Source organism: Mycobacterium sp. AMU20-3851, from assembly GCF_043974665.1.
Taxonomy (GTDB): Bacteria; Actinomycetota; Actinomycetes; order Mycobacteriales; family Mycobacteriaceae; genus Mycobacterium.
This window is the reverse complement of record NZ_CP146371.1, coordinates 5,770,015-5,795,836: the sequence shown is the minus strand read 5'-3', so window position 1 is coordinate 5,795,836 and position 25,822 is coordinate 5,770,015. Positions and strand designations below refer to the sequence as shown.

General features: G+C 67.6%; 25 protein-coding genes and 1 pseudogene. 22 read left to right on the top strand and 4 right to left on the bottom strand.

Annotated features, from left to right (window positions below; translation table 11 throughout):
- Positions 1-22 precede the first annotated feature (22 nt).
- Genes V4U86_RS27800 through V4U86_RS27790 form a run of 3 tightly spaced genes read left to right on the top strand, consistent with a single transcriptional unit; the run spans position 23 to position 2,693 of the window.
- Positions 23-886 carry an ABC transporter permease gene (locus V4U86_RS27800; RefSeq protein WP_395309048.1) on the top strand — a complete coding sequence of 288 codons (864 nt, stop codon included), beginning with the start codon at positions 23-25 and terminating at the stop codon, positions 884-886.
- Complete coding sequence (locus V4U86_RS27795; RefSeq protein WP_395309047.1) at positions 887-1,924, top strand: glycine betaine ABC transporter substrate-binding protein; 1,038 nt, start codon at positions 887-889, stop codon at positions 1,922-1,924. It abuts the gene before it with no gap.
- Positions 1,905-2,693, top strand: a complete 789-nt coding sequence (locus V4U86_RS27790) for an ABC transporter ATP-binding protein (protein ID WP_395309046.1) — start codon at positions 1,905-1,907, stop codon at positions 2,691-2,693. Before V4U86_RS27795 ends, V4U86_RS27790 begins: the two co-directional genes overlap by 20 nt.
- A 141-nt stretch (positions 2,694-2,834) precedes the next feature.
- Here the strand turns inward: V4U86_RS27790 and V4U86_RS27785 are convergent, their stop codons facing one another.
- The gene (locus V4U86_RS27785) at positions 2,835-2,945 is read right to left on the bottom strand and encodes a hypothetical protein (protein ID WP_019514171.1); all 111 of its coding nucleotides are present in this window, start codon (positions 2,943-2,945) and stop codon (positions 2,835-2,837) included.
- A gap of 143 nt (positions 2,946-3,088) precedes the next feature.
- Here V4U86_RS27785 and V4U86_RS27780 point away from each other — a divergent pair, with 143 nt between their 5' ends.
- From V4U86_RS27780 to V4U86_RS27765, 4 genes and pseudogenes are all read left to right on the top strand, one after another.
- Positions 3,089-3,754: a TetR/AcrR family transcriptional regulator gene (locus V4U86_RS27780; RefSeq protein WP_395309045.1), complete on the top strand. Its 666-nt coding sequence runs from the start codon at positions 3,089-3,091 to the stop codon at positions 3,752-3,754.
- Entirely contained in the window at positions 3,751-4,527 is a 777-nt protein-coding gene (locus V4U86_RS27775; RefSeq protein ID WP_395309044.1) for an SDR family oxidoreductase, read from the top strand. Before V4U86_RS27780 ends, V4U86_RS27775 begins: the two co-directional genes overlap by 4 nt.
- A gap of 49 nt (positions 4,528-4,576) precedes the next feature.
- The gene (locus V4U86_RS27770) at positions 4,577-5,716 is read left to right on the top strand and encodes a ferredoxin reductase (RefSeq protein ID WP_395309043.1); all 1,140 of its coding nucleotides are present in this window, start codon (positions 4,577-4,579) and stop codon (positions 5,714-5,716) included.
- Positions 5,717-5,727: 11 nt separating this feature from the next.
- Positions 5,728-6,964 (top strand): annotated as a pseudogene (locus V4U86_RS27765) (fatty acid desaturase family protein).
- Between the two features lie 8 nt (positions 6,965-6,972).
- Here the strand turns inward: V4U86_RS27765 and V4U86_RS27760 are convergent.
- A complete protein-coding gene (locus tag V4U86_RS27760; protein WP_395309042.1) occupies positions 6,973-7,353 on the bottom strand; it encodes a DoxX family protein in 381 nt (126 codons plus the stop codon).
- 83 nt (positions 7,354-7,436) lie between these two features.
- Between V4U86_RS27760 and V4U86_RS27755 the strand changes: the two genes are divergently transcribed.
- Complete coding sequence (locus V4U86_RS27755) at positions 7,437-8,306, top strand: sigma-70 family RNA polymerase sigma factor (protein ID WP_395309041.1); 870 nt, start codon at positions 7,437-7,439, stop codon at positions 8,304-8,306.
- A 10-nt stretch (positions 8,307-8,316) separates the two neighbouring features.
- Entirely contained in the window at positions 8,317-10,029 is a 1,713-nt protein-coding gene (locus V4U86_RS27750) for an acyl-CoA dehydrogenase (protein ID WP_395309040.1), read from the top strand.
- A gap of 67 nt (positions 10,030-10,096) precedes the next feature.
- Here the strand turns inward: V4U86_RS27750 and V4U86_RS27745 are convergent, their stop codons facing one another.
- Positions 10,097-11,179, bottom strand: a complete 1,083-nt coding sequence (locus tag V4U86_RS27745; RefSeq protein WP_395309039.1) for an alcohol dehydrogenase catalytic domain-containing protein — start codon at positions 11,177-11,179, stop codon at positions 10,097-10,099.
- A 26-nt stretch (positions 11,180-11,205) separates the two neighbouring features.
- On the opposite strand from V4U86_RS27745, the gene V4U86_RS27740 reads away from it, so the two are divergent.
- From V4U86_RS27740 to V4U86_RS27720, 5 genes are all read left to right on the top strand, one after another.
- Positions 11,206-11,637, top strand: coding sequence for an acyl-CoA thioesterase (locus V4U86_RS27740; protein WP_395309038.1), 432 nt, complete (start codon positions 11,206-11,208; stop codon positions 11,635-11,637).
- Positions 11,638-11,701: 64 nt separating this feature from the next.
- Positions 11,702-12,850, top strand: a complete 1,149-nt coding sequence (locus V4U86_RS27735; RefSeq protein ID WP_395309037.1) for a zinc-dependent alcohol dehydrogenase — start codon at positions 11,702-11,704, stop codon at positions 12,848-12,850.
- A 13-nt stretch (positions 12,851-12,863) separates the two neighbouring features.
- The gene (locus tag V4U86_RS27730; RefSeq protein WP_395309036.1) at positions 12,864-13,430 is read left to right on the top strand and encodes a hypothetical protein; all 567 of its coding nucleotides are present in this window, start codon (positions 12,864-12,866) and stop codon (positions 13,428-13,430) included.
- Positions 13,421-14,227, top strand: coding sequence for an MBL fold metallo-hydrolase (locus V4U86_RS27725; RefSeq protein ID WP_395309035.1), 807 nt, complete (start codon positions 13,421-13,423; stop codon positions 14,225-14,227). Before V4U86_RS27730 ends, V4U86_RS27725 begins: the two co-directional genes overlap by 10 nt.
- A gap of 81 nt (positions 14,228-14,308) precedes the next feature.
- Complete coding sequence (locus tag V4U86_RS27720) at positions 14,309-14,746, top strand: SRPBCC family protein (protein WP_395309034.1); 438 nt, start codon at positions 14,309-14,311, stop codon at positions 14,744-14,746.
- 24 nt (positions 14,747-14,770) lie between these two features.
- Here V4U86_RS27720 and V4U86_RS27715 read toward each other — a convergent pair whose 3' ends face one another.
- Positions 14,771-15,439: a GntR family transcriptional regulator gene (locus V4U86_RS27715; protein ID WP_395309033.1), complete on the bottom strand. Its 669-nt coding sequence runs from the start codon at positions 15,437-15,439 to the stop codon at positions 14,771-14,773.
- 126 nt (positions 15,440-15,565) lie between these two features.
- On the opposite strand from V4U86_RS27715, the gene fadD5 reads away from it, so the two are divergent.
- The 8 genes from fadD5 (at position 15,566) to V4U86_RS27675 (ending at position 25,820) form a co-directional block, all read left to right on the top strand.
- Positions 15,566-17,158, top strand: coding sequence for a fatty-acid--CoA ligase FadD5 (gene fadD5, locus V4U86_RS27710; RefSeq protein ID WP_395309032.1), 1,593 nt, complete (start codon positions 15,566-15,568; stop codon positions 17,156-17,158).
- 347 nt (positions 17,159-17,505) lie between these two features.
- A complete protein-coding gene (locus V4U86_RS27705; protein WP_395312240.1) occupies positions 17,506-18,243 on the top strand; it encodes an MlaE family ABC transporter permease in 738 nt (245 codons plus the stop codon).
- A 43-nt stretch (positions 18,244-18,286) separates the two neighbouring features.
- A complete protein-coding gene (locus tag V4U86_RS27700; protein ID WP_395309031.1) occupies positions 18,287-19,156 on the top strand; it encodes an MlaE family ABC transporter permease in 870 nt (289 codons plus the stop codon).
- A gap of 4 nt (positions 19,157-19,160) precedes the next feature.
- Complete coding sequence (locus tag V4U86_RS27695; RefSeq protein WP_395309030.1) at positions 19,161-20,381, top strand: MCE family protein; 1,221 nt, start codon at positions 19,161-19,163, stop codon at positions 20,379-20,381.
- A 7-nt stretch (positions 20,382-20,388) separates the two neighbouring features.
- The gene (locus tag V4U86_RS27690) at positions 20,389-21,420 is read left to right on the top strand and encodes an MCE family protein (RefSeq protein ID WP_395309029.1); all 1,032 of its coding nucleotides are present in this window, start codon (positions 20,389-20,391) and stop codon (positions 21,418-21,420) included.
- Positions 21,417-23,006, top strand: coding sequence for a virulence factor Mce family protein (locus V4U86_RS27685; RefSeq protein WP_395309028.1), 1,590 nt, complete (start codon positions 21,417-21,419; stop codon positions 23,004-23,006). The genes V4U86_RS27690 and V4U86_RS27685 overlap by 4 nt, the downstream gene beginning before the upstream one ends.
- Before the next feature lie 10 nt (positions 23,007-23,016).
- Positions 23,017-24,672, top strand: coding sequence for a virulence factor Mce family protein (locus V4U86_RS27680; protein WP_395309027.1), 1,656 nt, complete (start codon positions 23,017-23,019; stop codon positions 24,670-24,672).
- Complete coding sequence (locus tag V4U86_RS27675) at positions 24,672-25,820, top strand: virulence factor Mce family protein (protein ID WP_395309026.1); 1,149 nt, start codon at positions 24,672-24,674, stop codon at positions 25,818-25,820. The genes V4U86_RS27680 and V4U86_RS27675 overlap by 1 nt, the downstream gene beginning before the upstream one ends.
- Positions 25,821-25,822: the final 2 nt, after the last annotated feature.

The following is a 25,822-nucleotide window of genomic DNA, read 5'->3' as shown; positions in this document are numbered from 1 at the left end:
AGCAAGAGAAAGTCGGTCCGCAGTGTCTGTCTTCGTCGATATCGTGCCGGACGAGCCCACGGCCGTCGCGGCCCCGGCGAGCCGATCCGTTGCCCGCTGGCGTGGGCTGCTCACCAAGGCGGGCCTGCCGCTGCTCTCGGTGCTGGTGTTCTTCGCGGTCTGGCAACTCGTTGCCACCCTGGGCATCTGGAACCAGACCTTCGTGCCGTATCCCAGCACCGTGTGGCGCGCCTTCATCGATGTCTCCACCACTCATGACGGTGTCCGCGGCTACGCCGGATTCGTGCTCTACGAACACCTCTACATGACGTTGCGGCGGGTGCTGGCCGGCGTCGTCATCGGTGTCGTCGCGGGCGTGCTGCTCGGGCTGTTGATGGGGTCGGTGGGCTGGCTGCGCAGTGTGCTGGAACCGTGGCTGACCTTTCTGCGGGCGCTGCCGCCGCTGGCCTATTTCTTCCTGCTGGTGATCTGGCTCGGCATCGACGAGGCACCCAAGATCACCCTGCTGGCGCTGGCCGCCCTGCCGCCCGCGGCGGTCGCCACCACCGCCGCGGTCGTCGCCGCGCCGGTCGGCCTCCAGGAAGCGGCCCGCGCGCTGGGGGCCACCCGGACCCAGGTGATCCGCGATGTCGTGGTGCCCTCGGCGCTGCCGGAGACGTTCACCGGTATCCGGCTCGCCGTCGGCATGGCGTACTCGTCGGTGGTGGCCGCCGAGCTGTTCAACGGTATCCCCGGCATCGGCGGATTGGTCAAGGACGCAAGCAATTACAACAACACCCCGGTGGTGCTGGTCGGGATCTTCGCCATCGGGATCTCGGGTCTGGTCATCGACGGATTCCTGCGGGCGCTGGAACGGCGCGCCGTCCCCTGGAGAGGAAAGATCTAGATGAAGTTCAAATCCCTTGTGGCCGTGGCTGCCGGCGTTCTCGCGCTGGCCGGCTGCGCGGTGGGCGGCGATGGCGGCGCCGGAAACGACCCGGAGAAGCCCACCCTGCGGATCGGTTATCAGACCTTTCCGAGCGGCGATCTGATCGTCAAGAACAACAAGTGGCTCGAAGAGGCGCTGCCCGAATTCAACATCAAGTGGATCAAGTTCGACTCGGGCGCCGACGTCAACACCGCCTTCATCGCCAAGGAACTCGACTTCGGCGCACTGGGTTCGAGCCCGGTGGCCCGCGGGCTGTCCGCCCCGCTCAACATCCCGTACAAGGTGGCGTTCGTGCTCGACGTGGCCGGCGACAACGAGGCCCTGGTCGTGCGGAACGAGGCCGGCGTCAACACCATCGCCGATCTGCGCGGCAAGCGGATCGCCACCCCGTTCGCCTCCACCGCGCACTACAGCCTGCTGGCCGCGCTGGCCCAGAACGGTCTCTCGCCCAGCGACGTCCAGTTGATCGACCTGCAGCCGCAGGCCATCCTGGCGGCCTGGGATCGTGGCGACATCGACGCCGCCTACAGCTGGCTGCCCACCCTGGATCAGCTGCGCAAGACCGGCAAGGACCTCATCACCAGCCGCCAACTGGCCTCCGACGGCAAGCCCACGCTCGACCTCGCGGTGGTCGCCGACGGGTTCGCCGAGGCGAACCCCGAGGTGATCGACACCTGGCGCGAGCAGCAGGCCCGCGCGCTGGACACCATCGCCGACGATCCGGCCGCCGCGGCCAAGGCGATCGCCGCCGAGATCGGGCTGCCCGAATCCGATGTCGCCGGCCAACTCAAGCAGGGCGTGTATCTGACCCCGGCCCAGGTGGCTTCGCCCGAGTGGCTGGGATCCGAAGGCGCCCCGGGCAATATCGCGGCGAACCTGCAGAGCGCCTCGCAGTTCCTGGCCGACCAGAAGCAGATCCCGGCCGCCGCGGATCTCAAGACCTTCCAGGATGCGATCTACACGTCGGGACTGCCCGGTGCCATCACCGGAAGCTGACCGCCGGGGTGGCCTGCGGATCGCCAACGTGGCGCACCGCTACGGCAGCGGCGCCGACGCGGTGACCGCGCTGGGGCCGGTCGACCTCGACGTGGAGCCGGGCGCGTTCCTGGTCCTCGTCGGGGCGTCCGGCTGCGGGAAATCCACGCTGCTGCGGCTGATCGCCGGGTTCGAATCACCCAGCGAGGGTCAGGTGCACGTCGGCGGTGCGGCACCGACACCCGGCGTCACCTCCGGGGTGGTGTTCCAGCAGCCGCGGCTGTTCCCATGGCGCAGCGTCGGCGGCAACATCGACCTGGCGCTCAAGTACGCCAAGGTGCCGCGCGACCGGCGTGCGGAACGGCGGGATCAGCTGCTGGAGCGGGTCGGGTTGGAAGGCACCGCGAGCCGCAAGATCTGGGAGATCAGCGGCGGGCAGCAGCAGCGCGTCGCGATCGCCCGCGCGCTGGCCGCCGAGACCCCGCTGTTCCTGCTCGACGAACCCTTCGCCGCACTGGACGCGTTGACCCGGGAACGGCTGCAGGACGACGTCCGCCAGGTGAGTGCGGAGTCGGGGCGCACCACGGTGTTCGTCACGCACAGCGCGGAGGAGGCAGCGTTCCTCGGCTCGCGGATCGTGGTGCTGACCCGACGGCCGGGCCAGGTGGCGCTGGATCTGCCGTCGGAGCTGCCGCGCACCGGGGTGGACGCCGACGAGTTGCGGCGCTCGCCGGAGTTCCTGAAGCTGCGCAACGAGGTCGGTGAGGCGGTCAAGGCGGCTGCCGCCTGAGTTTCGGCACGCCGGTTTCTACGTCAGGGTGGTCCTCAGCGCGAGAGCGCAGCCCACACGTAGAAATCGGCGCGCACCCCGAAAGACGCAAAAAAGCACCCGCCACGCTCAGGCGTGCGGGTGCTTTCGTGTCGGCCGGATCTAGACCGGCGGGTAAGCCGGCGGCGGGTAGACGCCGCGCAGGCCCCAGGCCAACCAGCTGAAGAAGAACTCGCCCTCATCACTGATGTCGTAATCGGGATTCGGATCCATGAGTACCTCCCAGGCACGGCCACTTTGTGGGGAGTTTAGCCCGACCGGCACACACCGGGACACCGGATCTGCCTTATTGCTTAAACTGGCCAACCAGTTGATTGGTTTCCCGGGCTCGCCCGGTCAGTAGATAGTGAGTAGCGATGTCCACCGAGTCCGCACCCAACGGATCGACCCGGCGCGACGAACTGCTGGCGGTCGCCGCCAAGTTGTTCGCCGCCCGCGGTTACCACGGCACCCGGATGGATGACGTGGCCGACGCGGTGGGCCTCAACAAGGCCACCGTCTACCACTACTACGCCAGTAAATCGTTGATCCTCTGGGATATCTACAAGCGCACCGCCGACTTCACCGTCGACGCCCTGCACGATGATCCCACCGCCACCGCGCGGGAAACGATCTACCACTTCACCCGCCGCCTGCTCACCGGCATCGCGACCGACCTGGAGGCCGCGGCCGTCTACTTCCAGGAGGGCCCCTACATCTCGGAATGGTTCACCGAGGAGCAGGTCGCCTACATCCGCAAGGCCGAGTCCACCGTCTACGAGCACGTCCGCGACGTCATCGACCGCGGCATCGCCAGCGGCGAGTTCTACGACTGCGATTCCCACGTCCTGGCGCTGGGCTACATCGGCATGACGCTGGGTGCCTACCGGTGGCTGCGTCCGCACGGCCGCCGCACCGCCCAGGAGATCGCGGTGGAATTCAGTACCGCGTTGCTGCGCGGGCTGATCCGCGATGAGACGGTCCGCAACGAGCAGCCGCTGGGCGCGGCCCAGAACAGCGGAGAGGGCGCCGCGCCGAAATGACCGATCTCTTCCGGCTCGATGGCAAGGTCGCGGTGGTCACCGGAGGTGGCCGCGGGATCGGGGTGATGATCGCCCGCGGGCTGCTGCAGGCCGGTGCGGCCAAGGTGTACCTGTCCGCGCGCAAGGAGGCCGAACTGGCGGCCGCGGTCGAGGAGCTGTCCCCGTTCGGTGCGGTCGACGCCATCCCCGCCGATCTGGGCACCGAGGCGGGCGTGCAGACGCTCACCGAGGAGCTGACCGCCCGCGAGGACAAGATCCACGCCCTGTTCAACAACGCCGGCGCGAACTGGGGCGAACCGTACGAGACGTTCCCCGCCGCCGCGTTCGACCGGGTCTTCGACGTCAACGTCAAGGGCGTCTTCCTGCTGACCCGGGCGTTGACGCCGCTGCTGACCGCCGGCGCCACCGAGGACGACCCGGCCCGGGTGATCAACACCGGCAGCGTGGACGGATTCCACATCCCCGAGGTCGGCCGCAACAACTTCTCCTACACCGCCAGCAAGGCCGCCGTGCACGTGCTCACCCAGCAGCTGGCCGGTGAGCTGGCGCCCCGGATCCTGGTGAATGCCATTGCACCCGGCCTGTTCCCGTCGAAGATGACCAAGGTGCTGCTGACCGCCGGCGAGGAGGCGGTGGGTGCCGCCCTGCCGCTCAAGCGGGTCGGCAAACCCGACGACATGGCCGGCATCGCGGTCTTTCTGGCCAGCCGCGCCGGCAGCTACGTGACCGGGGCCGTCATCCCCGTGGACGGCGGGGTCAGCGTCATCCGCTGATTCGAGATTCGGATGTGTGAACGCCGCGACACCCGGGTAGCCGGTGTACATGTGTTCACTCAGCCTTCGCGGTCTTGCCCGGTGGAGTGCGGCACCCGCCCATGACGTCCCCACCGCCAGCACACCGAAGATCAACCTGATCCGCGGTCTCGCCGCCCGCGCGACGACCCCGCTGCTGCCCGATGACTACCTCAAGATGGTCCACCCACTGTGGACGGCCCGGGAACTGCGCGGCGAGGTCGTCGACGTGCGACGTGAGACCGAGGACTCGGCCACCGTCACGATCAAACCCGGCTGGGGATTCCGGGCGGATTACCGACCGGGCCAGTACGTGGGGATCGGGCTGCGCGTCGACGGCCGCTGGCACTGGCGGTCATACTCGCTGACCTCGGTGCCCGTCCGGGACAACAAGCTCATCTCCATCACCGTCAAGGCCACCCCGGAGGGCTTCCTGTCGACACACCTGGTCGACGGGGTGGCACCCGGGACGATCGTCCGATTGGCCGCCCCCAAGGGGGATTTCGCGCTGCCCGATCCGCCGCCGGACAAGATGCTGTTCATCACCGCGGGCAGCGGCATCACGCCCGTGATGGCGATGCTGCGGTCACTGGCGGTGCGCGGCCAGACCGGCCGCGACATCGTGCACGTGCACTCCGCGCCATCCGATGAGGACGTCATCTTCCGCGCCGAACTTCAGCAACTTCACGATCGCGCCGAGGGGTACCGGCTGCACCTGCAGCTGACCGACCGGATGGGGCACTTCGACGTCGGCCGGCTCGACGAGATCGTCGGGGACTGGCAGCAGCGCCCCACCTGGGCGTGCGGACCCCCGCCGATGCTCGACGCGATCGAACGGGCCTGGTCCGAAGCGGGGGTCCCCGCCGATCAACTGCACATGGAGCGTTTCGTCATCGCCCGCACGGACAAGGGCGGGCAGGGCGGCACCGTCACCTTCGCCATCTCGGACAAGACCGTCGAGGTGGACGGTGCGACCTCGCTCCTGGAGGCCGGCGAGCAGGTAGGTATCCAGATGCCGTTCGGATGCCGGATGGGCATCTGCCAAACCTGTGTGCTGCCACTGGAAGACGGCCACGTCCGGGACTTCCGCTCCGGAACCGAGCACGGCGCGGGCGACAGGATCCAGACCTGTATCTCGGCGGCAGCCGGAAACTGCACCATCAACGTCTAGGAGAATTCCGCATGGCGATCACCGATTAAGGCGTACGCACACCTGACGGACGCCGACGTCACGGAACTGGAACGTGAGTTGGACGCCATCCGGGCCGATATCGAGGAGTCCCGGGGTGAACGCGACGCCCGCTACATCCGCCGGGCCATCCGACTACAACGGGCGCTCGCCGTGGGCGGGCGCATCGCGCTGTTCGCGAGCCGCAACAGATACGCCTGGGTGGCCGGCACCGGCATGCTCGCCACCGCCAAGATCATCGAGAACATGGAATTGGGGCACAACATCACCCACGGCCAGTGGGACTGGATGAACGACCCCGAGATCCACTCCACCGAGTGGGAGTGGGACACCACCTCGCCGACCGTGCACTGGAAAAAGTCCCACAACTACATCCACCACAAGTACACCAACGTCGTCGGCCTCGACGACGACATCGGCTACGGCATCATGCGGCTGACCCGTGATCAGCGCTGGGAACGCTGGATGATCGGCAACCCGCTGTACAACATCCTGCTGGGCACGCTGTTCGAGTGGGGTGTCGCGCTGCACGGAGTCGAGACGACCAAGTGGCGCAAGGGTGAGAAGTCGATGGCCGAGGTGCGTAAGGACCTCAAGATCATCGGCCGGAAGGTGGGCAAGCAGGTAGGCAAGGATTACGTGGTCTTCCCCGCGCTGACCGGGCGGAACTGGAAGCACACGCTGGCCGCCAACGCGGTGGCGAACCTGATCCGCAACTACTGGGCCTACATGGTCATCTTCTGCGGCCACTTTCCGGACGGCGCAGAGAAATTCACCAAGGAGGAGTTCGAGCAGGAATCCCACGCCGAGTGGTATCTACGCCAGATGCTGGGCTCGGCCAACTTCCACGCCGGTCCGGTGATGGCGTTCATGAGCGGCAACCTCTGCTACCAGATCGAGCACCACCTGTTCCCGGATCTACCCAGCAACCGCTACGCCGAGATCGCGCAGCGGGTGCGCGCGCTCTGCGACAAGTACGACCTGCCGTACACCACGGGTTCGCTTGTGCGCCAATACAGTCAGTCGTTCTGGACGATCGCCAAGCTGGCCCTGCCGAACAGGTTTCTGAAGGCGACCGCCGACGATGCTCCCGAGACGAATTCCGAACTGAAGTTCCGGATCCGCGGTGGCGTCCGGGACACCTTCGGCATCGATCCGCGCACCGGGAGGCGACGCGGGCTGCGCACCGCGCTGCGCGAATTGGAAAGCGACACGGTCGCCGTCGGGTGACTCGGCCGCTAACCGATCAGCAGGGCGAACCAGCCCCAGGCCAGGAACGCGAACACCGCCAGGAACACGGTATCGCCGAACATCGGCAGCCACTCGCTGCGCCGGAACCGGGTGGTGGCCGCCCCCGCCATGAACAACGCGAGCCCGCAGGCTGCCAGCGGGGTGAGGACCGGTGCGACGCCGACGGCCACCGGCAACACCAGCCCGGCCGCCCCGGCCAGTTTGAGCACACCGATCGTCCTGAGGTGCCCGTCGCCGAAGTCGTCGACCCACTGCTGGTTGGTCGCCAACGCCCGGTAGCGCTGCCGCGACATCAGCAGCAGGGCGGCCCCGCCGGCGGTGTAGGCCACCGCGACGACGATGGTGATGGTCCACAACGTGGCAGACATGATCGATTTCCCTCCGTGGTCGTTACCCGAGCCCGGTCCGGCTCGTCATCCTTATGACGGATGAGGGCGACGAGAGGTAACACATGACGGACGCAGCGCTGGCACAGCTCTTCGAGGAGCAGCGGCACCGGTTGCTCGCGGTGGCGCACCGCGTCCTGGGCTCCCGGACCGACGCCGAGGACGCGGTCCAGGAGGCGTGGCTGCGGCTGTCCCGTCAGGATCCGGACACCATCGACAATCTGGCCGGCTGGCTGACCACCGTGATCGGGCGCATCTGCATCGACATGCTGCGGGCGCGGACCGGTCGTTCCGAGGTGCCGGTCGCGGAACTGGTCGTCACCGAGGACGTCGACACCCCGGAGGACGCCGCGATGCTCGCCGACAGCGTCGGGCTGGCGATGCTGGTGGTGCTCGGGTCGCTGCGCCCGGACGAGCGCCTCGCGTTCGTGCTGCACGACATGTTCGCGGTCCCGTTCGCCGACATCGGGTCGATCCTCGGGAAATCGGTGGACGCGACCAAGATGCTGGCCAGCCGAGCACGCCACAAGGTGCAGGACGTCCCGACCCCGGTCGCCGACCGGCGGCACCGCAACGAGCGGCGCGCCGTGGTGGACGCGTTCCTGGCCGCGGCCCGGGACGGCGACTTCGACGCGCTGCTGCGGGTGCTCGATCCCGAGGTGCACTGGCAGCGGCACACCGCCACCGGGGTCACCGTCGGCACCGGCGCCGAGGGTGTGGTGGACGCGGTGCGGCGCGGGCTGGGCGGGCGGGTGACGGCCCGGCGGGTCTCGGTCAACGGGGAGCCCGGGGTGCTGGCCTGGGGCCCGACCGGGCGGCCGCTGGGTGTGATGGCCTGCACCGTCGAGGGCGGGCGCCTGGTCGGGATCGTGTCGATCATCGACCCGGCCCGGCTGGCCCGGATGAGCCTGCCGGCGCCCGATCCGGAGGGCTAGCCTGGCGGGCATGAAGTCGACCATCCTCTCCCGCCGCGACCTGGACTTCCTGCTCTACGAATGGCTGCGGGTGGAGGAACTCACCGAACGGGAGCGGTTCGCCGAGCACTCCCGGGAGACCTTCGACGGGGTGCTCGACCTGTGCGAACAGGTGGCGGAACGCTATTTCGCCCCGCACAACAAACTCAGCGATGCCAACGAGCCGCAGTTCGACGGCAAGACCGTCACCGTCATACCCGAGGTGAAAGAGGCCATCGACGCGTTCGCCAAGGCCGATCTGCTGGGCATGAGCTTCGACGCCGAACTCGGCGGCGCGCAGCTGCCGGTCACCGTCGCGCAGGCCGGCTTCGCGTGGATCTCGGCGGCGAACACCAGCAGCTCCGGGTATCTGATGCTGACCATAGCCAATGCCAACCTGATCGCCAGGTTCGGCACCGCCGAGCAGATCGAGCGCTTCGTCAAGCCGATGCTGGCCGGCCGGTTCACCGGCACGATGGCGCTGTCGGAGACCCAGGCGGGCTCCTCGCTGGCCGACATCACCACCCGCGCCGAACCCCAGGACGACGGCAGTTACCGGCTGTTCGGCTCCAAGATGTGGATTTCCGGTGCCGAGCACGAACTCTCGGAGAACATCGTCAACCTGGTGCTGGCCAAGATCCCGGGCGGGCCGGCCGGCACCAAGGGCATCTCGCTGTTCATCGTGCCGAAATACCTTGTCGAACCGGATGGTTCGGTCGGCAGCCGCAATGACGTGGCCATCTCGGGGCTCAACCACAAGATGGGTCAACGCGGGATCACCAACACCGTGCTCAACTTCGACGGGGCGGTCGGCTATCTGGTCGGCGAAGCGCACCGCGGCCTGGCCTATATGTTCCACATGATGAACGAGGCCCGCCTCGGGGTGGGGATGGGCGCGGTGGCACTCGGCTACACCGGCTACCTGAAATCCCTCCAGTACGCCCGGGAGCGTCCGCAGGGCCGGTTGGTGAAGGATCCGAGCGCCCCGCAGGTCCCGATCATCGAGCACGCCGACGTGAAACGAATGCTGTTGGCGCAGAAGTCCTATGTCGAGGGAGCCCTCGGGCTGGCGCTGTACTGCGCGAAGCTGGCCGACGAGGAGAACACCGCGCTGCTGGACATCCTCACCCCGATCGCCAAGAGTTGGCCCTCGCAGTGGTGCCTGGAGGCCAACAGTCTGGCCATCCAGGTGCACGGCGGGTACGGCTACACCCGCGAGTACGACGTCGAGCAGCACTACCGGGACAACCGGCTCAACCCGATCCACGAGGGAACCCACGGCATCCAGAGCCTGGACCTGTTGGGCCGCAAGGTGACCCAGAACGGCGGCGCCAGCCTGGCCGCTTTATCGGAGCGGATTTCCGCGACGGTGGCCGCCGCCGGGGACGACCCGCTGGGCGCGCAACTGGACGCGTCCTCGCAGCGGCTGGTGGCCGTCACCGCCGGCATGTTCGCCTCCGGTGACCTCGAGGCCGCGATGGCCAACAGCGCGATCTATCTGGAGGCGTTCGGGCACATCGTGATCGCCTGGATATGGCTGGAGCAGTACCTGGCCTGCGCCGGCAAGGACGGCGACTTCTATGCCGGTAAGCGCCAGGCTGCAAAGTTCTTCTACCGCTACGAACTGCCCAGGACCGCACCGCAATTGGACCTGCTGGAGAGTCTGGACCGCACCACGCTGGAGATGCGCGACGCCTGGTTCTGATCCCCGCCCACACGGACAAACGGGCGCCGAAGTGCGAGAGGCTCACACCTTTTCGTCGATCTCGGCGCTAAAAGTTGATGATCTGGCGCACCGCATGCCCGTCGGCGAGTTCGTCCATACCGGCGTTGATCTCGTCGAGCGCGATGGTGGAGGACACCAGCTTCTCCACCGGCAACCGTCCGGCCCGCCACAGCTCGACGAAGCGCGGGATGTCCCGGGCCGGCACCGCGGAGCCCAGATAGCTGCCGATCAGCGTGCGGCCCTCGGCTACCAAACTCAACGGAGACAACGATATCCGCGCATCAGGGGCCGGCAGGCCGACGGTGATCGTCCGCCCACCCGGCGCGGTCAGCCCGATCGCCGTCTCCAGTGCGCCGGCATGCCCGACGGCCTCGATCACCACCTGCGCCTTGAAGTCGGCCTGCTCCGGTGTGAACGTCTCGTGTGCGCCGAGTTCTGCCGCCAGCGCCAGTTTGTCGGGCAGACGGTCCACGGCGATCACCCGGACGTCGTCGTGGGCGAGCGCGGTCAGCATGGCGGCCATCCCGACACCACCCATCCCGACGATCGCCACGGTCTGCCCGGGCACCGGCCGACCGGCATTGAGCACCGCCCCGCCGCCGGTCAGCACCGCACACCCCAGCAGCGACGCCACCACAGCGGGGACGTCCGAATCCACCGGCACCACCGACCGCCGGTCCACCACCGCGTGGGTGGCGAACCCGGACACCCCCAGGTGGTGCAGCACCCCGCCACCCAGCCGGATCGCGCCGGTGAGCAGCGTGCCGGCACCGTTGGCGGCGCTACCCGGAATGCAGGGTGCGAGGCCGTCGGTGGCGCAGGCCGAGCATTCCCCGCAGCGCGGCAGGAACGTCATCACCACCCGTTGCCCGGGTTTCAGATCCGAGCTGCCGCCGACCTTCTCGACCACCCCGGCGGCCTCGTGCCCGAGCAGCATCGGGATCGGTCGCACCCGGTTGCCGTCGACCACGGACAGGTCCGAGTGGCACAACCCGGCCGCCTCGATGCGCACCAGCAGTTCACCCTCGCCCGGATCGTCGAGTTCCAGCTCCGTCACCGACAGCGGCCGCGACGCGGCATAGGGGCGGGACGCGCCGATCGTCTCCAGCACCGCACCACGAATCCTCATGGTTCCAGCCTGACATGCTGACCGGCATGGAGTATTCGAACGCGGACTTCGAGGTGCACTGGCCGGTGCAGACGCGGTGGACCGACAACGACATGTTCGGCCACCTCAACAACGCGATTTACTACCAGCTGTTCGACACCGCCATCAACGCCTGGATCGGCTCCGGGGCGGGCGTGGATCCGATGTCCGCGCCCTGGTTGGGCGTGGTGGCCGAGTCGAGTTGCCGCTACTTCGCCGAGCTGAAGTTCCCGTCGGATCTGGTGGTGGGCCTCGCTGTCACCCGGCTGGGCACCAGCAGCGTCACCTACCGCACCGGGCTGTGGGCCGACGGTGGTCCGGTCGCCGCGGTCGGGTCCTGGGTGCACGTCTACGTCGACCGCCGGACCCGCCGGCCGGTCCCCATCCCCGACGCGATCCGAACGCTGCTGGGGGCGGCTGTCCGCGCCGCGAAGCCCTGACCGGCGGGTGTTTCCCGTCCCGCCCAGTGGGTAGCCGCCGAGGTACATCCACGGAGGAGGCGCCATGCGCGCAATGGTCTACCGAGGCCCGTACAAGGTGCGGGTCGAAGAGAAGGACATGCCCACGATCGAGCATCCCAACGATGCGATCGTGCGGGTCGCGATGGCCGCGATCTGCGGCTCCGATCTGCACCTGTACCACGGGATGATGCCCGACACCCGGGTCGGCATGACGTTCGGTCACGAGTTCATCGGCGTCGTCGAGCAGGTCGGGCCGTCGGTGCAGAACCTCAAACCCGGCGACCGGGTGATGGTGCCGTTCAACGTCTATTGCGGGTCGTGCTACTTCTGCGCCCGCGGCCTGTACTCCAACTGCCACAATGTGAATCCCAATGCCACCGCCGTCGGCGGCATCTACGGCTACTCGCACACCTGTGGCGGGTACGACGGCGGGCAGGCCGAGTTCGTCCGGGTCCCGTTCGCCGACGTCGGCCCGGCCCTGATCCCGGACTGGATGGACGACGAGGACGCGCTGCTGTGCACCGACGCGCTGGCCACCGGATACTTCGGCGCGCAGCTCGCCGACATCGCCGAAGGTGACACCGTCGCGGTGTTCGGTGCCGGGCCTGTCGGCCTCTACGCGGCGAAGTCGGCCTGGTTGATGGGTGCGGGACGCGTCATCGTGATCGACCATCTGGAGAACAGACTGGAGAAGGCCCGCATCTTCGCGCACGCCGAGACCCGCAACTTCGCCGAGTACGACGACATCGTGGTGGAGATGAAGAAAGCCACCGGCTGGCTGGGCGCGGACTCGGTGATCGACTGCGTCGGTGCCGAAGCCGACGGCAACTTCCTGCAGCACGTCACCGCCACCAAGTTCAAACTGCAGGGCGGATCCCCGGTGGCGCTGAACTGGGCGATCGATTCGGTGCGCAAGGGCGGAACGGTGTCGGTGATGGGTGCCTACGGGCCGATGTTCAGCGCGGTGAAGTTCGGCGACGCCATGAACAAGGGGCTGACGTTGCGGATGAACCAATGCCCGGTGAAACGGCAGTGGCCGCGGTTGTTCTCACACATCCAGAACGGCTATCTCAAACCCAATGAGATTGTCACGCACCGGATTCCCCTGGAACACATTGCGGAGGGCTACCACATCTTCTCGGCCAAACTCGACGACTGCATCAAGCCGGTCATTCTCCCGCAAGCCAGCTGACAGGAGCACTGCGATGGTCTACACAGCCGAACACCCACCGGTACCGGACAGCGAGGACCTGCGGGCCCGGATCCCGGGGTGGGGTGTCGACCTCGACCCCGCCGACCGGCCCGCGGTACCGCGGATGCGATTCGACCCGTCCGCCTCCGGGGCGCACTGGGACCTGCCCGAGCAGCAGCCCGAGCGGGTGCCCCGCGAACGTTCCATCGAACATGCGCGCCTGACCCCGGTTTTCGGAACGTCCGCGCCGCTGCGTGGGGCTTCTGGCCTGGTGCGCAGATTCGCCTACCGATACAGCGAAGGCCGCGCCGCGCACTGGTTGCTGCTGATCGGGGCCGACCGCATCGACGCCGCGGAAAGCCATCTGGCATCGCTGTTCACGCTGCGCCCGGACAACCCGATCAGCGAGACCGGGATCAAGAGCGAGTTCACCCACAACGGCTGGAAGGCCCGGGCCGGCACCACCCGGGTCGACAACGCCCACACCTGGATCGATCCGCTGCTGATCGCCGGGCCATGGGTGCTCGCCGGTGTGCTCGGGGTGCGGACCGTGCGCCGAGTGGCATCCCGGTGGACCTGACCGTCACGTTCATCGGCAATGCCACCACGCTGATCGCGTGCGGTGACATCACCGTCCTGACCGACCCCAATTTCCTGCACCGGGGACAGCACGCCTACCTGGGATACGGGCTGGTGTCCAAACGGCGCCGTCCACCCGCGCTGCGGATCGACGAACTACCACCGCTGGACGGCATCGTGCTCTCGCACATGCACGGCGACCACTGGGATCGGGTCGCGCAACGCGGTCTCGACCACGCCCTGCCCGTGGTGACCACCCCGCACGCCGCCAAGCGTCTGGTCCGGCGCGGTTTCGACGCCGCCCTCGGACTCTCGACGTGGGACTTCCGGGAGGTCACCAAGGGGTCCACCCGGTTGCGGGTCACCGCGCTGCCCGGGCGGCACGCGCCCACCTGGACGCAGCGCCTGCTGCCGCCGGTGATGGGATCCATGCTGGAGTTCGGCCCGGTGGGTGAGGAGTTTGATCGTCGGCTGTACATCTCCGGGGACACCTTGTTCATCGAGGACCTCAAGGAGATCCCGGTCCGATTCACAGCCATCGAGGCGGGCATCGTCCACCTCGGCGGCACCCGGCTGCCCGCCGGCGACCGCCTGCCGTTCGGGCTCACCGTCACCATGGACGGCGTCCAGGGCACGGCCGCCGTCGAGGCGCTCGGCCTTCCCAAGGTGATTCCCGTGCACTTCGACGACTACGGCGTGTTCGCGTCCCCGCTGCGCGAGTTCCGCGAGGAGATGGGGCGTCGCCGGTTGGGCGACCGCATCATCGAGGTCGAGCGCGGCGGGTCCGTGCAGATCTGAGCGCAGCCGGGTGTGAAAGTGCGAAGTCGCGTGCCCTCACCGCGGAATCGGCCTCGGTACGCGCGGCGATATGCTCGCCCGATGCCGATCGTGAGCAAGACCGTCGAGGTCGCCGCACCTGCCGCCGCCATCATGGCCATCGTCGCCGACTTCGAGGCGTACCCGCAATGGAACGAAGAGGTCACCGGCGCCTGGGTGCTGGCCCGCTACGACGACGGCCGGCCCAGTCAGCTGCGCCTCGACACGAAGGTGCAGGGCATGGAGGGCACCTACATCCAGGCCGTCTACTACCCCGGGGAAAATCAGATCCAGACCGTGATGCAGCAGGGCAACCTGTTCTCCAAGCAGGAGCAGCTGTTCGCCGTGGTCGACATGGGGCCGGTGAGTCTGCTCACGGTGGACATGGATGTCGAGGTGTCGATGGCCGGGGTGCCGTCGATGATGGTGAAGAAGGTCGCGGGTGACGCCCTGGAGCACCTGGCGGGCAACTTGAAGAAGCGGGCCGAAGAACTGGCCTGACGCCGAGATCGACGTTGGGCGGAGTCAGGTCCACAGCCCGAGCTCGTCGAGCAGGCTGGTCAGCCGGCGCGCGCCGTCGTCGAACTGGCTGCGGGTCAGCCGCACCACCTCGGTGACGTCGCGGCGGCGCATGGCGGCCACCAGTTGTCGGTGGTTGGCCACCGCCTCGACACCCCACTGCGGGTCGGAGGCGTAGATGTGCGGGGGCAGATAGCGGGCCGCGTTGAGCAGGAACCAGGCCAGCTTCATCCGATTCGTCGAGCGGTTGAACGCACGGTGGAAGTTGAACTCCGCCAATGCGATGGTTTCGACGTCCCCGCCCTGCACGGCCGTGTCCAGCGCATCGGTCAGCCGGTCCAGTTCGTCGATGTCGGCCGCGTCGGCGCGCACCGCCGCGGTCGAGGCGAGTTCGGCGGCGATCGCCCCCTGCAGCCAGAAGATGTCGGCGATGTCGTCGCGGGTGAACGGCGCCACCACGTGCCCGCGGTTCGGCTCCAACTGCACCAGGCCCTCACCGCGCAGGGTGCGCAGCGCCTCGCGCACGGGGGTGATGCTCACGCCCAGCCGGGCCGCGGTCTCGTCGAGGCGCACGAAGGTGCCCGGACGTAGCGTCCCGGACATGATCGCGACCCGCAGATGGCCGGCGACCTCGTCGGAGAGCTGTTCGCGGCGGCGCTTCACTGGTGCTTCCACGTCTGTCGGCGCCGTCCTTTCGAGCGGGGTGCGGGGGTCGGACGGCTTGTTCTTCCGGCCGGTGTCGTCATAGTGTGACCGGGCCGACACAATGTTTGATCAAATATCAACATTGCGCAAGCCTCGTTGCGCACCCTCGACGAAAGAGCCTCCGCGTTGACCGCTCAGAGCACCGAACAGCCCTACCTGGCCCGGCAACAGAACTGGTCCAATCAACTTTCCCGGCACGCGCTGATGCAGCCCGAGAAGACCGCGCTGCGGTTCCTCGGTCAGACCACCACCTGGGCCGAACTCGATCAGCGGGTCACCAAGTTGGCCGGCGCGCTGCAGCGCCGCGGGGTGGGCCCCGGTGACCGGGTGCTGATCCTGATGCTCAACCGCACCGAGTTCATCGAATCGTTCCTGGCCGCCAACCGGCTCGGCGCGATCGCGGTGCCGGTGAACTTCCGGATGACCCCGCCCGAGATCGCCTTCCTGGTCAGTGACTGCGAGGCCGCGGTCGTCGTCACCGAAGCGGTGCTGGCACCGGTGGCGACCGCGGTGCGGGAGCTGGACGCCACCCTGTCGACGGTGATCGTCGCGGGCGGTTCGACCGAGGAGGGCGTGCTCGGCTACGACGATCTGCTGGCCGAGGACGGCCCGACGCCCGCCCCGGTCGACATCCCCAACGACTCACCGGCGCTGATCATGTACACCTCGGGGACCACCGGACGACCCAAGGGCGCGGTGCTCACCCACACCAACATCAGCGGGCAGGCGACCACGTTCCTGTTCACCAACGGCGCCGACCTCAACCACGACGTCGGTTTCATCGGTGTCCCGCTGTTCCACATCGCCGGCATCGGCAACATGATCCCGGGTCTGCTGCTGGGCCGCCCGACGGTGCTCTACCCGCTCGGTGCCTTCGATCCGGGGGCACTGCTCGACGTGCTGGAGGCCGAGCAGGTGACCGGGATCTTCCTGGTGCCCGCGCAGTGGCAGGCGGTCTGCGCCGCCCAGCGCGCCCAACCGCGCAACCTCCGGCTGCGGGTGCTGTCCTGGGGTGCGGCGCCGGCCTCGGACACGTTGCTGAAGGAGATGGCCGACACCTTCCCGGGAGCCAACATCCTGGCCGCGTTCGGGCAGACAGAGATGTCGCCGGTCACGTGTATGTTGTTGGGGGAAGACGCAATTCGCAAGCTCGGCTCGGTCGGGAAGGTGATCCCGACGGTCTCGGCCCGGATCGTCGACGAGGACATGAACGACGTCGGAATCGGTGAGGTGGGTGAGATCGTCTACCGCGCACCGACGCTCATGGCCGGCTACTGGAACAACCCGAAGGCCACCGCGGAATCCTTCGCCGGCGGCTGGTTCCACTCTGGCGATCTGGTGCGCCAGGACGAAGAGGGCTACATCTGGGTCGTCGACCGCAAGAAGGACATGATCATCTCCGGCGGGGAGAACATCTACTGCGCCGAGGTGGAGAACGTCCTGGCCGCTCACCCGGCCATCGCGGAGGTCGCGGTCATCGGGCGCCCGCACGAGAAGTGGGGCGAGGTACCGGTCGCGGTCGTCGCACTCTCCGAACCGGGCCTCACCCTGGAGGCGCTCGACGAGTTCCTCACCGAGCGGTTGGCCCGGTACAAGCACCCCAAGGCCTTGGAGGTCGTGGACGCGCTGCCGCGCAATCCCGCCGGTAAGGTGCTCAAGACCGACCTGCGGGCCACCTACGGGTCGTGACGCACCGGCTGATTGACGCTGGCGAAAGTTCTACTGCGGCAATGGTTTCTGAAGGTGGCCTCGGAGTGGTAACCGGACGGGATTTCTTTGCTAACAGTTGCGGGGTCAATAAAGCAGTTGCGCGACACCGCCGGTACCGGATCGGGTACAGTCCTGTGGTCCGCCTTACTACCGGCCAGTAGGTAGGTGGGCATCACACCGACGGATACGGGGCTCGGAATAAGTGGAGGAGGGGGCGTGCGACAGGTGATGCCGCCACGCGACGAGCTCAGTTCGGCGGTGCGCCGGTGACGGCGGGCAACGGCCTGGTCGACTACCTCAAAGACCAGCTGGACAAACCGCTGACCATGGTCGGCGGTTTCTTCAAAATGTCTGTGCTGACCGGAAAGGCGCTGCTCACCAGGCCCTTCCAGTGGAAGGAATTCGTCCTTCAGAGCTGGTTCCTGATCCGGGTGGCGTTCCTGCCCACGCTCGCGGTGTCGATCCCGCTGACGGTGCTCATCATCTTCACCCTCAACATCCTGCTGGCCGAGTTCGGTGCGGCCGACGTCTCGGGCGCGGGTGCCGCGCTGGGCGCGGTCACCCAGTTGGGCCCGCTGGTCACCGTGCTCGTGGTGGCCGGCGCCGGGTCGACCGCCATCTGCGCCGACCTCGGTGCCCGCACCGTGCGCGAGGAGATCGACGCGATGGAGGTGCTCGGCATCGATCCCATCGAACGGCTGGTCGCGCCCCGGGTCGTCGCCGCCACCTTCGTGGCCTTCCTGCTCAACGGCGCGGTGATCACCATCGGTCTGGTGGGCGGGTACTTCTTCGGTGTCTACATCCAGAACGTCAACGCCGGCGCCTACGTGTCCACGCTGACGCTGCTCACCGGATTCCCCGAGGTGATGATCTCGGTCATCAAGGCGACCCTGTTCGGGCTCATCGCCGGGCTGGTCGGCTGCTATCGCGGCCTGACCGTGGCGGGCGGGTCGAAGGGCGTGGGCACCGCGGTGAACGAGACGCTGGTGCTCTGCGTGGTCGCGCTTTTCGCGGTCAACGTGGTGCTGACCACCATCGGCGTGCGGTTCGGGACGGGGGGCTAGGCCGTATGAGCACCCCGAGCAAGAAGCCGAAGGCGGATTGCGCATGAGCACAGCTGCCGTCCTGCGGACCCGCTTCCCGCGCGCGTTCGACCGCACCCGCGGTTTTGCCGGTGCGCCCGGGCGATTCCTGGACAGCATCGGGCATGTCGCATGGTTCGTCGTGCAGGCCGTCGGCCACCTGCCGCACGCGTTCAAGAATTACCGCCGCGAGGCGCTTCGCCTGGTCGCCGAGATCGGGATGGGCACCGGCGCAATGGCGGTCATCGGCGGCACCGTCGCGATCATCGGCTTCGTCACGCTGTCCGCGGGCTCGCTGATCGCCATCCAGGGTTTCGCCTCACTGGGCAACATCGGCGTCGAGGCCTTCACCGGCTTCTTCGCCGCGCTGGCCAACATCCGGGTGGTCGCCCCGGTCGTCACCGGCCAGGCCATGGCCGCGACCGTCGGCGCCGGCGCTACCGCCGAACTCGGTGCGATGCGGATCAGCGAGGAGATCGACGCCCTGGAAGTGATGGGCATCAAGTCGATTTCGTACCTGGTGTCGACCCGGTTGATGGCCGGCGCCATCGTCATCGTGCCGCTCTACGCGATGGCGATCCTGCTGTCCTTCCTGTCCGCCCAGCTGGTCACCACGGTGTTCTACGCGCAGTCGGTGGGCACCTACGAGCACTACTTCCACACCTTCCTCCGCGTCGACGACGTCATGTGGTCGTTCTTGGAGGTGATCATCATGTCGATCATCGTGATGCTGAACCACTGCTACTTCGGCTACTTCGCCAGCGGCGGCGCGGTGGGCGTGGGTGAGGCGGTCGGGCGTTCGATGCGCACCTCGCTGATCGCCATCGTGGTGGTCGTCCTGCTGGCTTCGTTGGCGCTCTACGGCACCGACCCGAACTTCAACCTGACGGTGTGATGTCATGACGAACACCGCTGCGCCGCTGAACAAGCCGAAGACCCCGCCGTACAAGGTGGCCGGCCTGGTGCTGCTACTGATCAGCGCACTGGTGCTGACGCTGACCTGGCTGCAGTTCCGCGGGATCTTCGAGGACCGGGTGCAGCTGACCGTGCTCGCCGAGCGGGCCGGCCTGGCCATGGATCCGGGTTCCAAGGTCACCTTCAACGGGGTGCCGATCGGGCGTCTGGCCGAGGCCGGGGTGGTCACCGTCGGCGACGTGCCCAAGGCCAAGCTGACCCTGGACGTGGACCCCAAATACCTTGACCTGATTCCGTCCAACGTGGAAGCCGAACTGCGCGCCACCACGGTGTTCGGCAACAAGTACATCTCGTTCCTGTCGCCGGAGAACCCGGCGCCCACCCGGCTCGAAAGCGGTGCCACGATCCAGGCATCGGGGACGACCACCGAGTTCAACACCCTGTTCGAGACCATCATGGGCATCGCCGAACAGGTCGACCCGGTCAAGCTCAACCAGACCCTCACCGCCGCCGCTCAGGCGCTCGACGGCCTGGGCGACAAGTTCGGCCAGTCGCTGGTGGACGGCAACGACATTCTCGGCGAACTGAATCCGCGGATGCCGCAGATCCGTCGCGATGTCACCGGTCTGGCCGACCTGGCCGATGTCTACTCCGACGCCTCCCCGGACCTGTGGGACGGGCTGGCCAACGCGGTCACCACCGCCCAGGCACTCAACGACGAGCGGGGCAACATCGATGCCGCGCTGATGTCGGCCGTCGGCTTCGGCAACACCGGCGCCGACATCTTCGAGCGCGGCGGCCCGTACCTGGTCCGCGGCGCCCAGGACCTGCTGCCCACCAGCAAGTTGCTGGACTACTACAGCCCGGAGTTGCTGTGCACCATCCGTAATTACCACGACGCCGCACCGAAACTCGCCGGTGCCCTGGGCGGTAACGGGTACTCGCTGGTGACCCGTTCCTCGGTGCTCGGCGCCGGCAATGCGTACGTGTTCCCGGACAACCTGCCCCGCGTCAACGCCAAGGGCGGCCCGGGCGGGCGGCCCGGCTGCTGGCAGCCGATCACCCGCGACCTGTGGCCGATGCCCTACCTGGTGATGGACACCGGTGCCAGCCTGGCCCCGTACAACCACTTCGAGCTCGGACAGCCGATCATGAACGAGTACGTCTGGGGACGCCAGGTGGGGGAGCACACGATCAACCCATGAGTACAAAATGAGCATCAGAGGAACACTTTTCAAGCTGGCCGCGATCTCCGCGGTGCTGCTCACCTTCACCGCGGTCATCTTCGTGGTGTTCGCGCAGCTACGGTTCGACCGGACCACCGGGTACTCGGCCATCTTCGAGAACGCCAGCGGTCTGCGGGCCGGTCAGTTCGTGCGGGCCTACGGCGTGGAGGTCGGCAAGGTCGAGGACGTCGTGCTCATCGACGGTGGCGAGCAGGTGCGCGTCGACTTCGCGGTGGAACGCAACCTGCAACTGTTCAGCGAAACCACCGCCGCCATCCGGTATCTGGACCTGATCGGCAACCGCTACGTGGAGTTGCGCCGCGGCGACAGCGACACCGTGCTGCCCGGCGGCAGCACCATCCCGGTGGAACGCACCGAACCGGCCCTGGACCTCGACGCGCTCGTCGGTGGGTTCCGGCCGCTGTTCAAATCCCTTGACGCGGACAAGGTCAACAACATCGCCACCTCGATCATCACCATCTTCCAGGGGCAGGGCGGCACCATCAGCGACATCCTGGACCAGACGGCCGAACTCACCAACGCGCTGGCCGACCGCGACCAGGCCATCGGCGAGGTCATCACCAACCTCAATACCGTGCTGGACACCACCGTCAAACATCAGAAGCAGCTCGACGACACCCTGAAGAACTTCGAGACCCTGATCACCGGTCTGAAGAACCGCGCCGACCCGATCGGATCCTCGGTCGCCGACATCAGCAACGCCGCGGGATCGTTGTCGGACCTGCTGGCCGACAATCGGCCGCTGCTGCGGGACACCGTCGGCTACCTGGAGACCATCCAGGAGCCGCTGATCGATCAGCTCGACGAGGTGAGCAAGATCGTCACCCAGATCCCGGCCGCGCTGAAGGTGATCGGGCGCGCCGGCGGTATCTACGGTGACTTCTTCAACTTCTATGCCTGCGATCTTTCGCTGCGGCTCAACGGGGCTCAGCCGGGTGGCCCGGTCCGCACCGTCAAGGTGACCACCCAGCCGACGGGCAGGTGCACGCCGCAATGAGGACAATCCAGGGATCGGACCGTATCCGCAAGGGCGTGATGGGCGTCGTCACGGTGCTGCTCGTCATCGGGGTGGGCTCGTCCATCACCAGCGTGCCGATGCTGTTCGCGGTACCCACCTACTACGCCCAGTTCAACGACACCGGCGGCCTGAACGTCGGCGACAAGGTGCGAATAGCGGGCGTGGACGTCGGCACCGTGCAGAGCATGGAGATCACCGGCGACAAGGTGGAGATCGGTTACACCCTCGGTGGTATGCAGATCGGCACCGAGAGCCGGGCAGCGATCCGCACCGATACCGTGTTGGGCCGCAAGAACATCGAGGTCGAGCCCCGCGGTGACCGGGTCCTGGAACCGCGTGGGTACCTGCCGGTCGAGCAGACCCAGACGCCGTACCAGATCTACGACGCGTTCCTCGACGTGACCCGGGCCTCGTCGGGCTGGGACACGCAGGCGGTCAAACAGTCGCTGAACGTGCTGTCCGAGACCGTCGATCAGACCGCGCCGCACCTGAAGTCGGCACTGGAAGGCGTGCAGAAGTTCTCCGATACCCTGGGCAAGCGCGATGACGACCTCAAGCAGCTGCTCGCCAATGCCAACAAGATCGCCTCCGTCCTGGGCGACCGCAGCGGTCAGGTGAACGCCTTGCTGGTGAATGCGCAGACGCTGCTGGCCGCGGTCAACGAGCGCAGCCGTGCCGTCAGCCTGCTGCTGGAACGGGTCTCGGCTGTCTCGACGCAGGTGTCGGGCCTCATCGATGACAACCCGAACCTCAACCACGTGCTGACCCAGCTCAACACCGTCAGCGACACGCTGGTGGAGCGCAAACAGGATCTGGCCGACACCCTCAGCGTCGCAGGGAAATTCATCACCTCACTGGCCGAGGCACTGGCCTCCGGCCCGTACTTCAAGGTCATGCTGGTCAACCTGCTGCCTCCGACGCTGCTGCAGCCGTTCGTGGATGCGGCGTTCAAGAAGCGCGGTATCGATCCAGAACAGTTCTGGCGCAACGCCGGTCTGCCCGCCTTCCAGTTCCCGGACCCGAACGGCACCCGGTTCGAGAACGGCGCGCCGCCGCCGGCTCCGCGCGTGCTGGAAGGCACCCCGGAGTTCCCCGGCCCCGCGGTGCCGCCCGGATCGCCGTGCTCCTACACCCCGCCGGCCGACGGCCTGCCCCGGCCCGGCAACCCGTTGCCGTGTGCGGGCCTGAGCGTCGGCCCGTTCGGCGACAACCCGTACGGCCCGAACTATCACGGCCCGGTCGGAGTGCAGACCTCCGATCCGAACGCGCACGGGCTCGGGCCCACCCCCGGTATCCCCAGCGCGGCCGTCCCCGGCCAGCTGCCCCCCAGCGTGCCCGGCACCCCGGTGCCGATCGCGCCCGGCCCGCCCGGTGCGCGCACGGTCCCGGTCGGGCCGCCCGGGGTGCCCGCTCCGCCGGGTCCGATCCCCGGAGTCGCGCCGCCCGCGCCGATCCTGCCCGGACCGCCGCCTCCGCCCGGACCCGGTCAGCAGCTGTCCCCGGCCGGGACCCCGCCGCTGCCCGGTAACCCGCCGTTCCTGACGCCCGGATCGCAAGAGGGGTAGGGGCGAACACATGTCGACGATCTTCAACATCCGCAACATCAAGTTGCCGCACCTGTCCAAGACGGCGGTCATCCTCGGTGCCATCGTGCTGGTGGTCGCGGTGGGAGCCGCGGCGGTCGGCTGGAATGTCTACCGCAAGCTGACCACCACCTCGGTCACCGCGTACTTCCCCGAGACCCTGGCGCTGTACCCCGGCGACAAGGTGCTCATCATGGGCGTCAAGGTCGGTTCGATCGATTCGATCGAACCCGAGGGCGACCGGATGCGTGTGGTGATGCATTGGGACAGCAAGTACAAGGTGCCCGAGAACGCCAGCGCCTCGATCCTGAACCCGTCGCTGGTGGCCTCCCGCGTCATCCAGCTGTCCCCGCCCTACACCGGTGGCCCGGCCATGCAGGACGGCGCCGTGATCGGGATGGACCGCACCCAGGTGCCGGTCGAGTACGACCAACTGCGCGATCAGGTGACCCGCCTGCTGGCCGACCTGGGCCCGACCCCGGAACAGCCCAAGGGCCCGTTCGGCGACATCGTGGAATCCTTCGCCGACGGCTTCGAGGGCAAGGGTGAGCAGTTCAACAAGACGCTGCAAGGACTTTCGGATGCGGTGACCGCGCTCAACGAGGGCCGCGGAGATCTCGTCGGGACCGTCAAGAGCCTGGCCGTCTTCGTCAACGCGCTGCACAAGAGCGATCAACAGTTCGTGGCGCTGAACAACGATCTGGCGCAGTTCACCAACTCGTTCACCAACACCGACAGGGAGGTCGCGACCGCGCTCGACGACCTGAACAAGGTGCTGGCCACCACCCGGAAGTTCCTGGACGAGAACGGGACCCCGCTCACCAACGACGTCAACAATCTGGCCGAGGTGACCAACGCGATCCTGCAGCCCGAACCCCGCAACGGGTTGGAGACCGCGCTGCACTCCTACCCGAACCTGGTGTCCAACGTGGTCAACGTGGTGGCTCCCAACCAGGGCGGCATCGTCGGCCTGCCGGTGCTGCCCGGCGTCACGAACTTCTCCAACCCGCTGAACTTCATCTGCAGCTCCATCCAGGCCGGCAGCCGGCTGGGCTACCAGGAATCCGCCGAACTGTGCGCGCAGTACCTGGCGCCGATCTTCGACGCGATGAAGTTCAACTTCATCCCGTTCGGCATGAACCTGGCCGCCGGTGCGATGACGCTGCCCAAGCAGATCGCCTACTCCGAGGATCGGTTGCGTCCGCCCCCGGGCTACAAGGACACCACCGTCCCGGGCATCTTCTCCCGCGACACCCTGTTCTCGCACGGCAACCACGAGCCGGGCTGGATCGTCGCGCCGGGCATGCAGGGTGTCGAGGTGCAGCCGTTCACCGCGAACATGCTGACCCCCGATTCGTTGGCGGCCTTGCTCGGTGGACCCGACATCGTGCCGCCCCCGGCGCCGCCGGCGTTCGGTGTGCCCCCGGGTGGGAACCTGCCCGGACCGCCCAACGCCTACAACGAGAGCAGTCCGCTGCCGCCGCCGTGGTACCCGCAGCCCGGCCCGCCGCCGGGACCGGCGCCCGGTGTGATCCCCGGGAACCCGCCACCGGCGGCTCCGGTCAGCGGTCCCGCAGCGCCCGCGGCACCCGCAGCACCCGCGGCACCCGCGGGGCCCCCGCTGCCCGCCGAGGCAGGGGGTGCCTGATGGCTCGCAATTGGAAACGACTGGGTCTGCGCACCGTCGCTCTCGGTGCAGCAGCGTTGATGCTCAGCTCCTGCGGGCAGTGGCGCGGCATCGCCAACGTGCCGCTGCCCGGCGGCCCCGGCACCCAGGACGGGCATTCGACGATCTACATCCAGATGCCGGAAACGTTGGCCCTCAACGCCAACAGCCGGGTGCGGGTCGCCGACGTGTTCGTCGGCCGGGTGCGCAAGATCGAACTGAAGAACTGGGTGCCACTGCTGACGGTGGACCTGGAACCGGGCGTGGAACTGCCGAAGAACGCGCTCGCGCGGATCGGGCAGACCTCGCTGCTCGGCTCCCAGCACGTCGAACTCGATGAGCCCGAGGATCCCTCACCGGAGCCACTGCGCAACGGGGACACCATCCCGTTGCAGAACTCGTCGGCGTTCCCGACCATCGAACGGACGCTGGCCAGCATCTCGGGCATCCTCACCGGCGGCGGCATCCCGAACATCGAGGTGATCCAGAACGAGGTCAACGCGATCCTGACCGGGCGGTCCGGTGAGATCCGGGAGTTCCTCAACCGGCTGGACACCTTCACCGATGAGATGAACAAGCAGCGTGAGGACCTCACCCGCGCCATCGACTCGACCAATCGGCTGCTGACCATCGTCGGTCAGCGCACCGAGACGCTGGACCGGGTGCTGACCGAGTTCCCGCCGCTGATCCAGCATTTCGCGGAGACCCGGGACCTGTTCGCCGATGCGGTGACCTCGCTGGGCCGACTCAGCGCGACGGCCGACGAGACCCTGAGCAACACCAACGCCAACCTGCACACCAACCTGGCCAACCTGCAGCGTCCGCTGCGGGAGCTGGCCAAGGCCTCGCCGTATCTGGTGGGCGCGCTGAAGCTGCTACTGACGGTGCCGTTCAACATCGAGAACATCCCGAAGGCGATCCGCGGTGATTACATCAACGTGTCCGTCACCATCGACCTCACGCTGAGTGCCATCGACAACGGGTTCCTCTCGGGGACCGGGCTTTCCGGTATGCTGCGCGCCCTCGAGCAGGCCTGGGGCCGCGATCCGGCGACGATGATCCCGGATGTGCGGTTCACCCCCAACCCGAACAACGTGCCCGGCGGCCCGTTGATCGAAAGGTCGGAGTGACA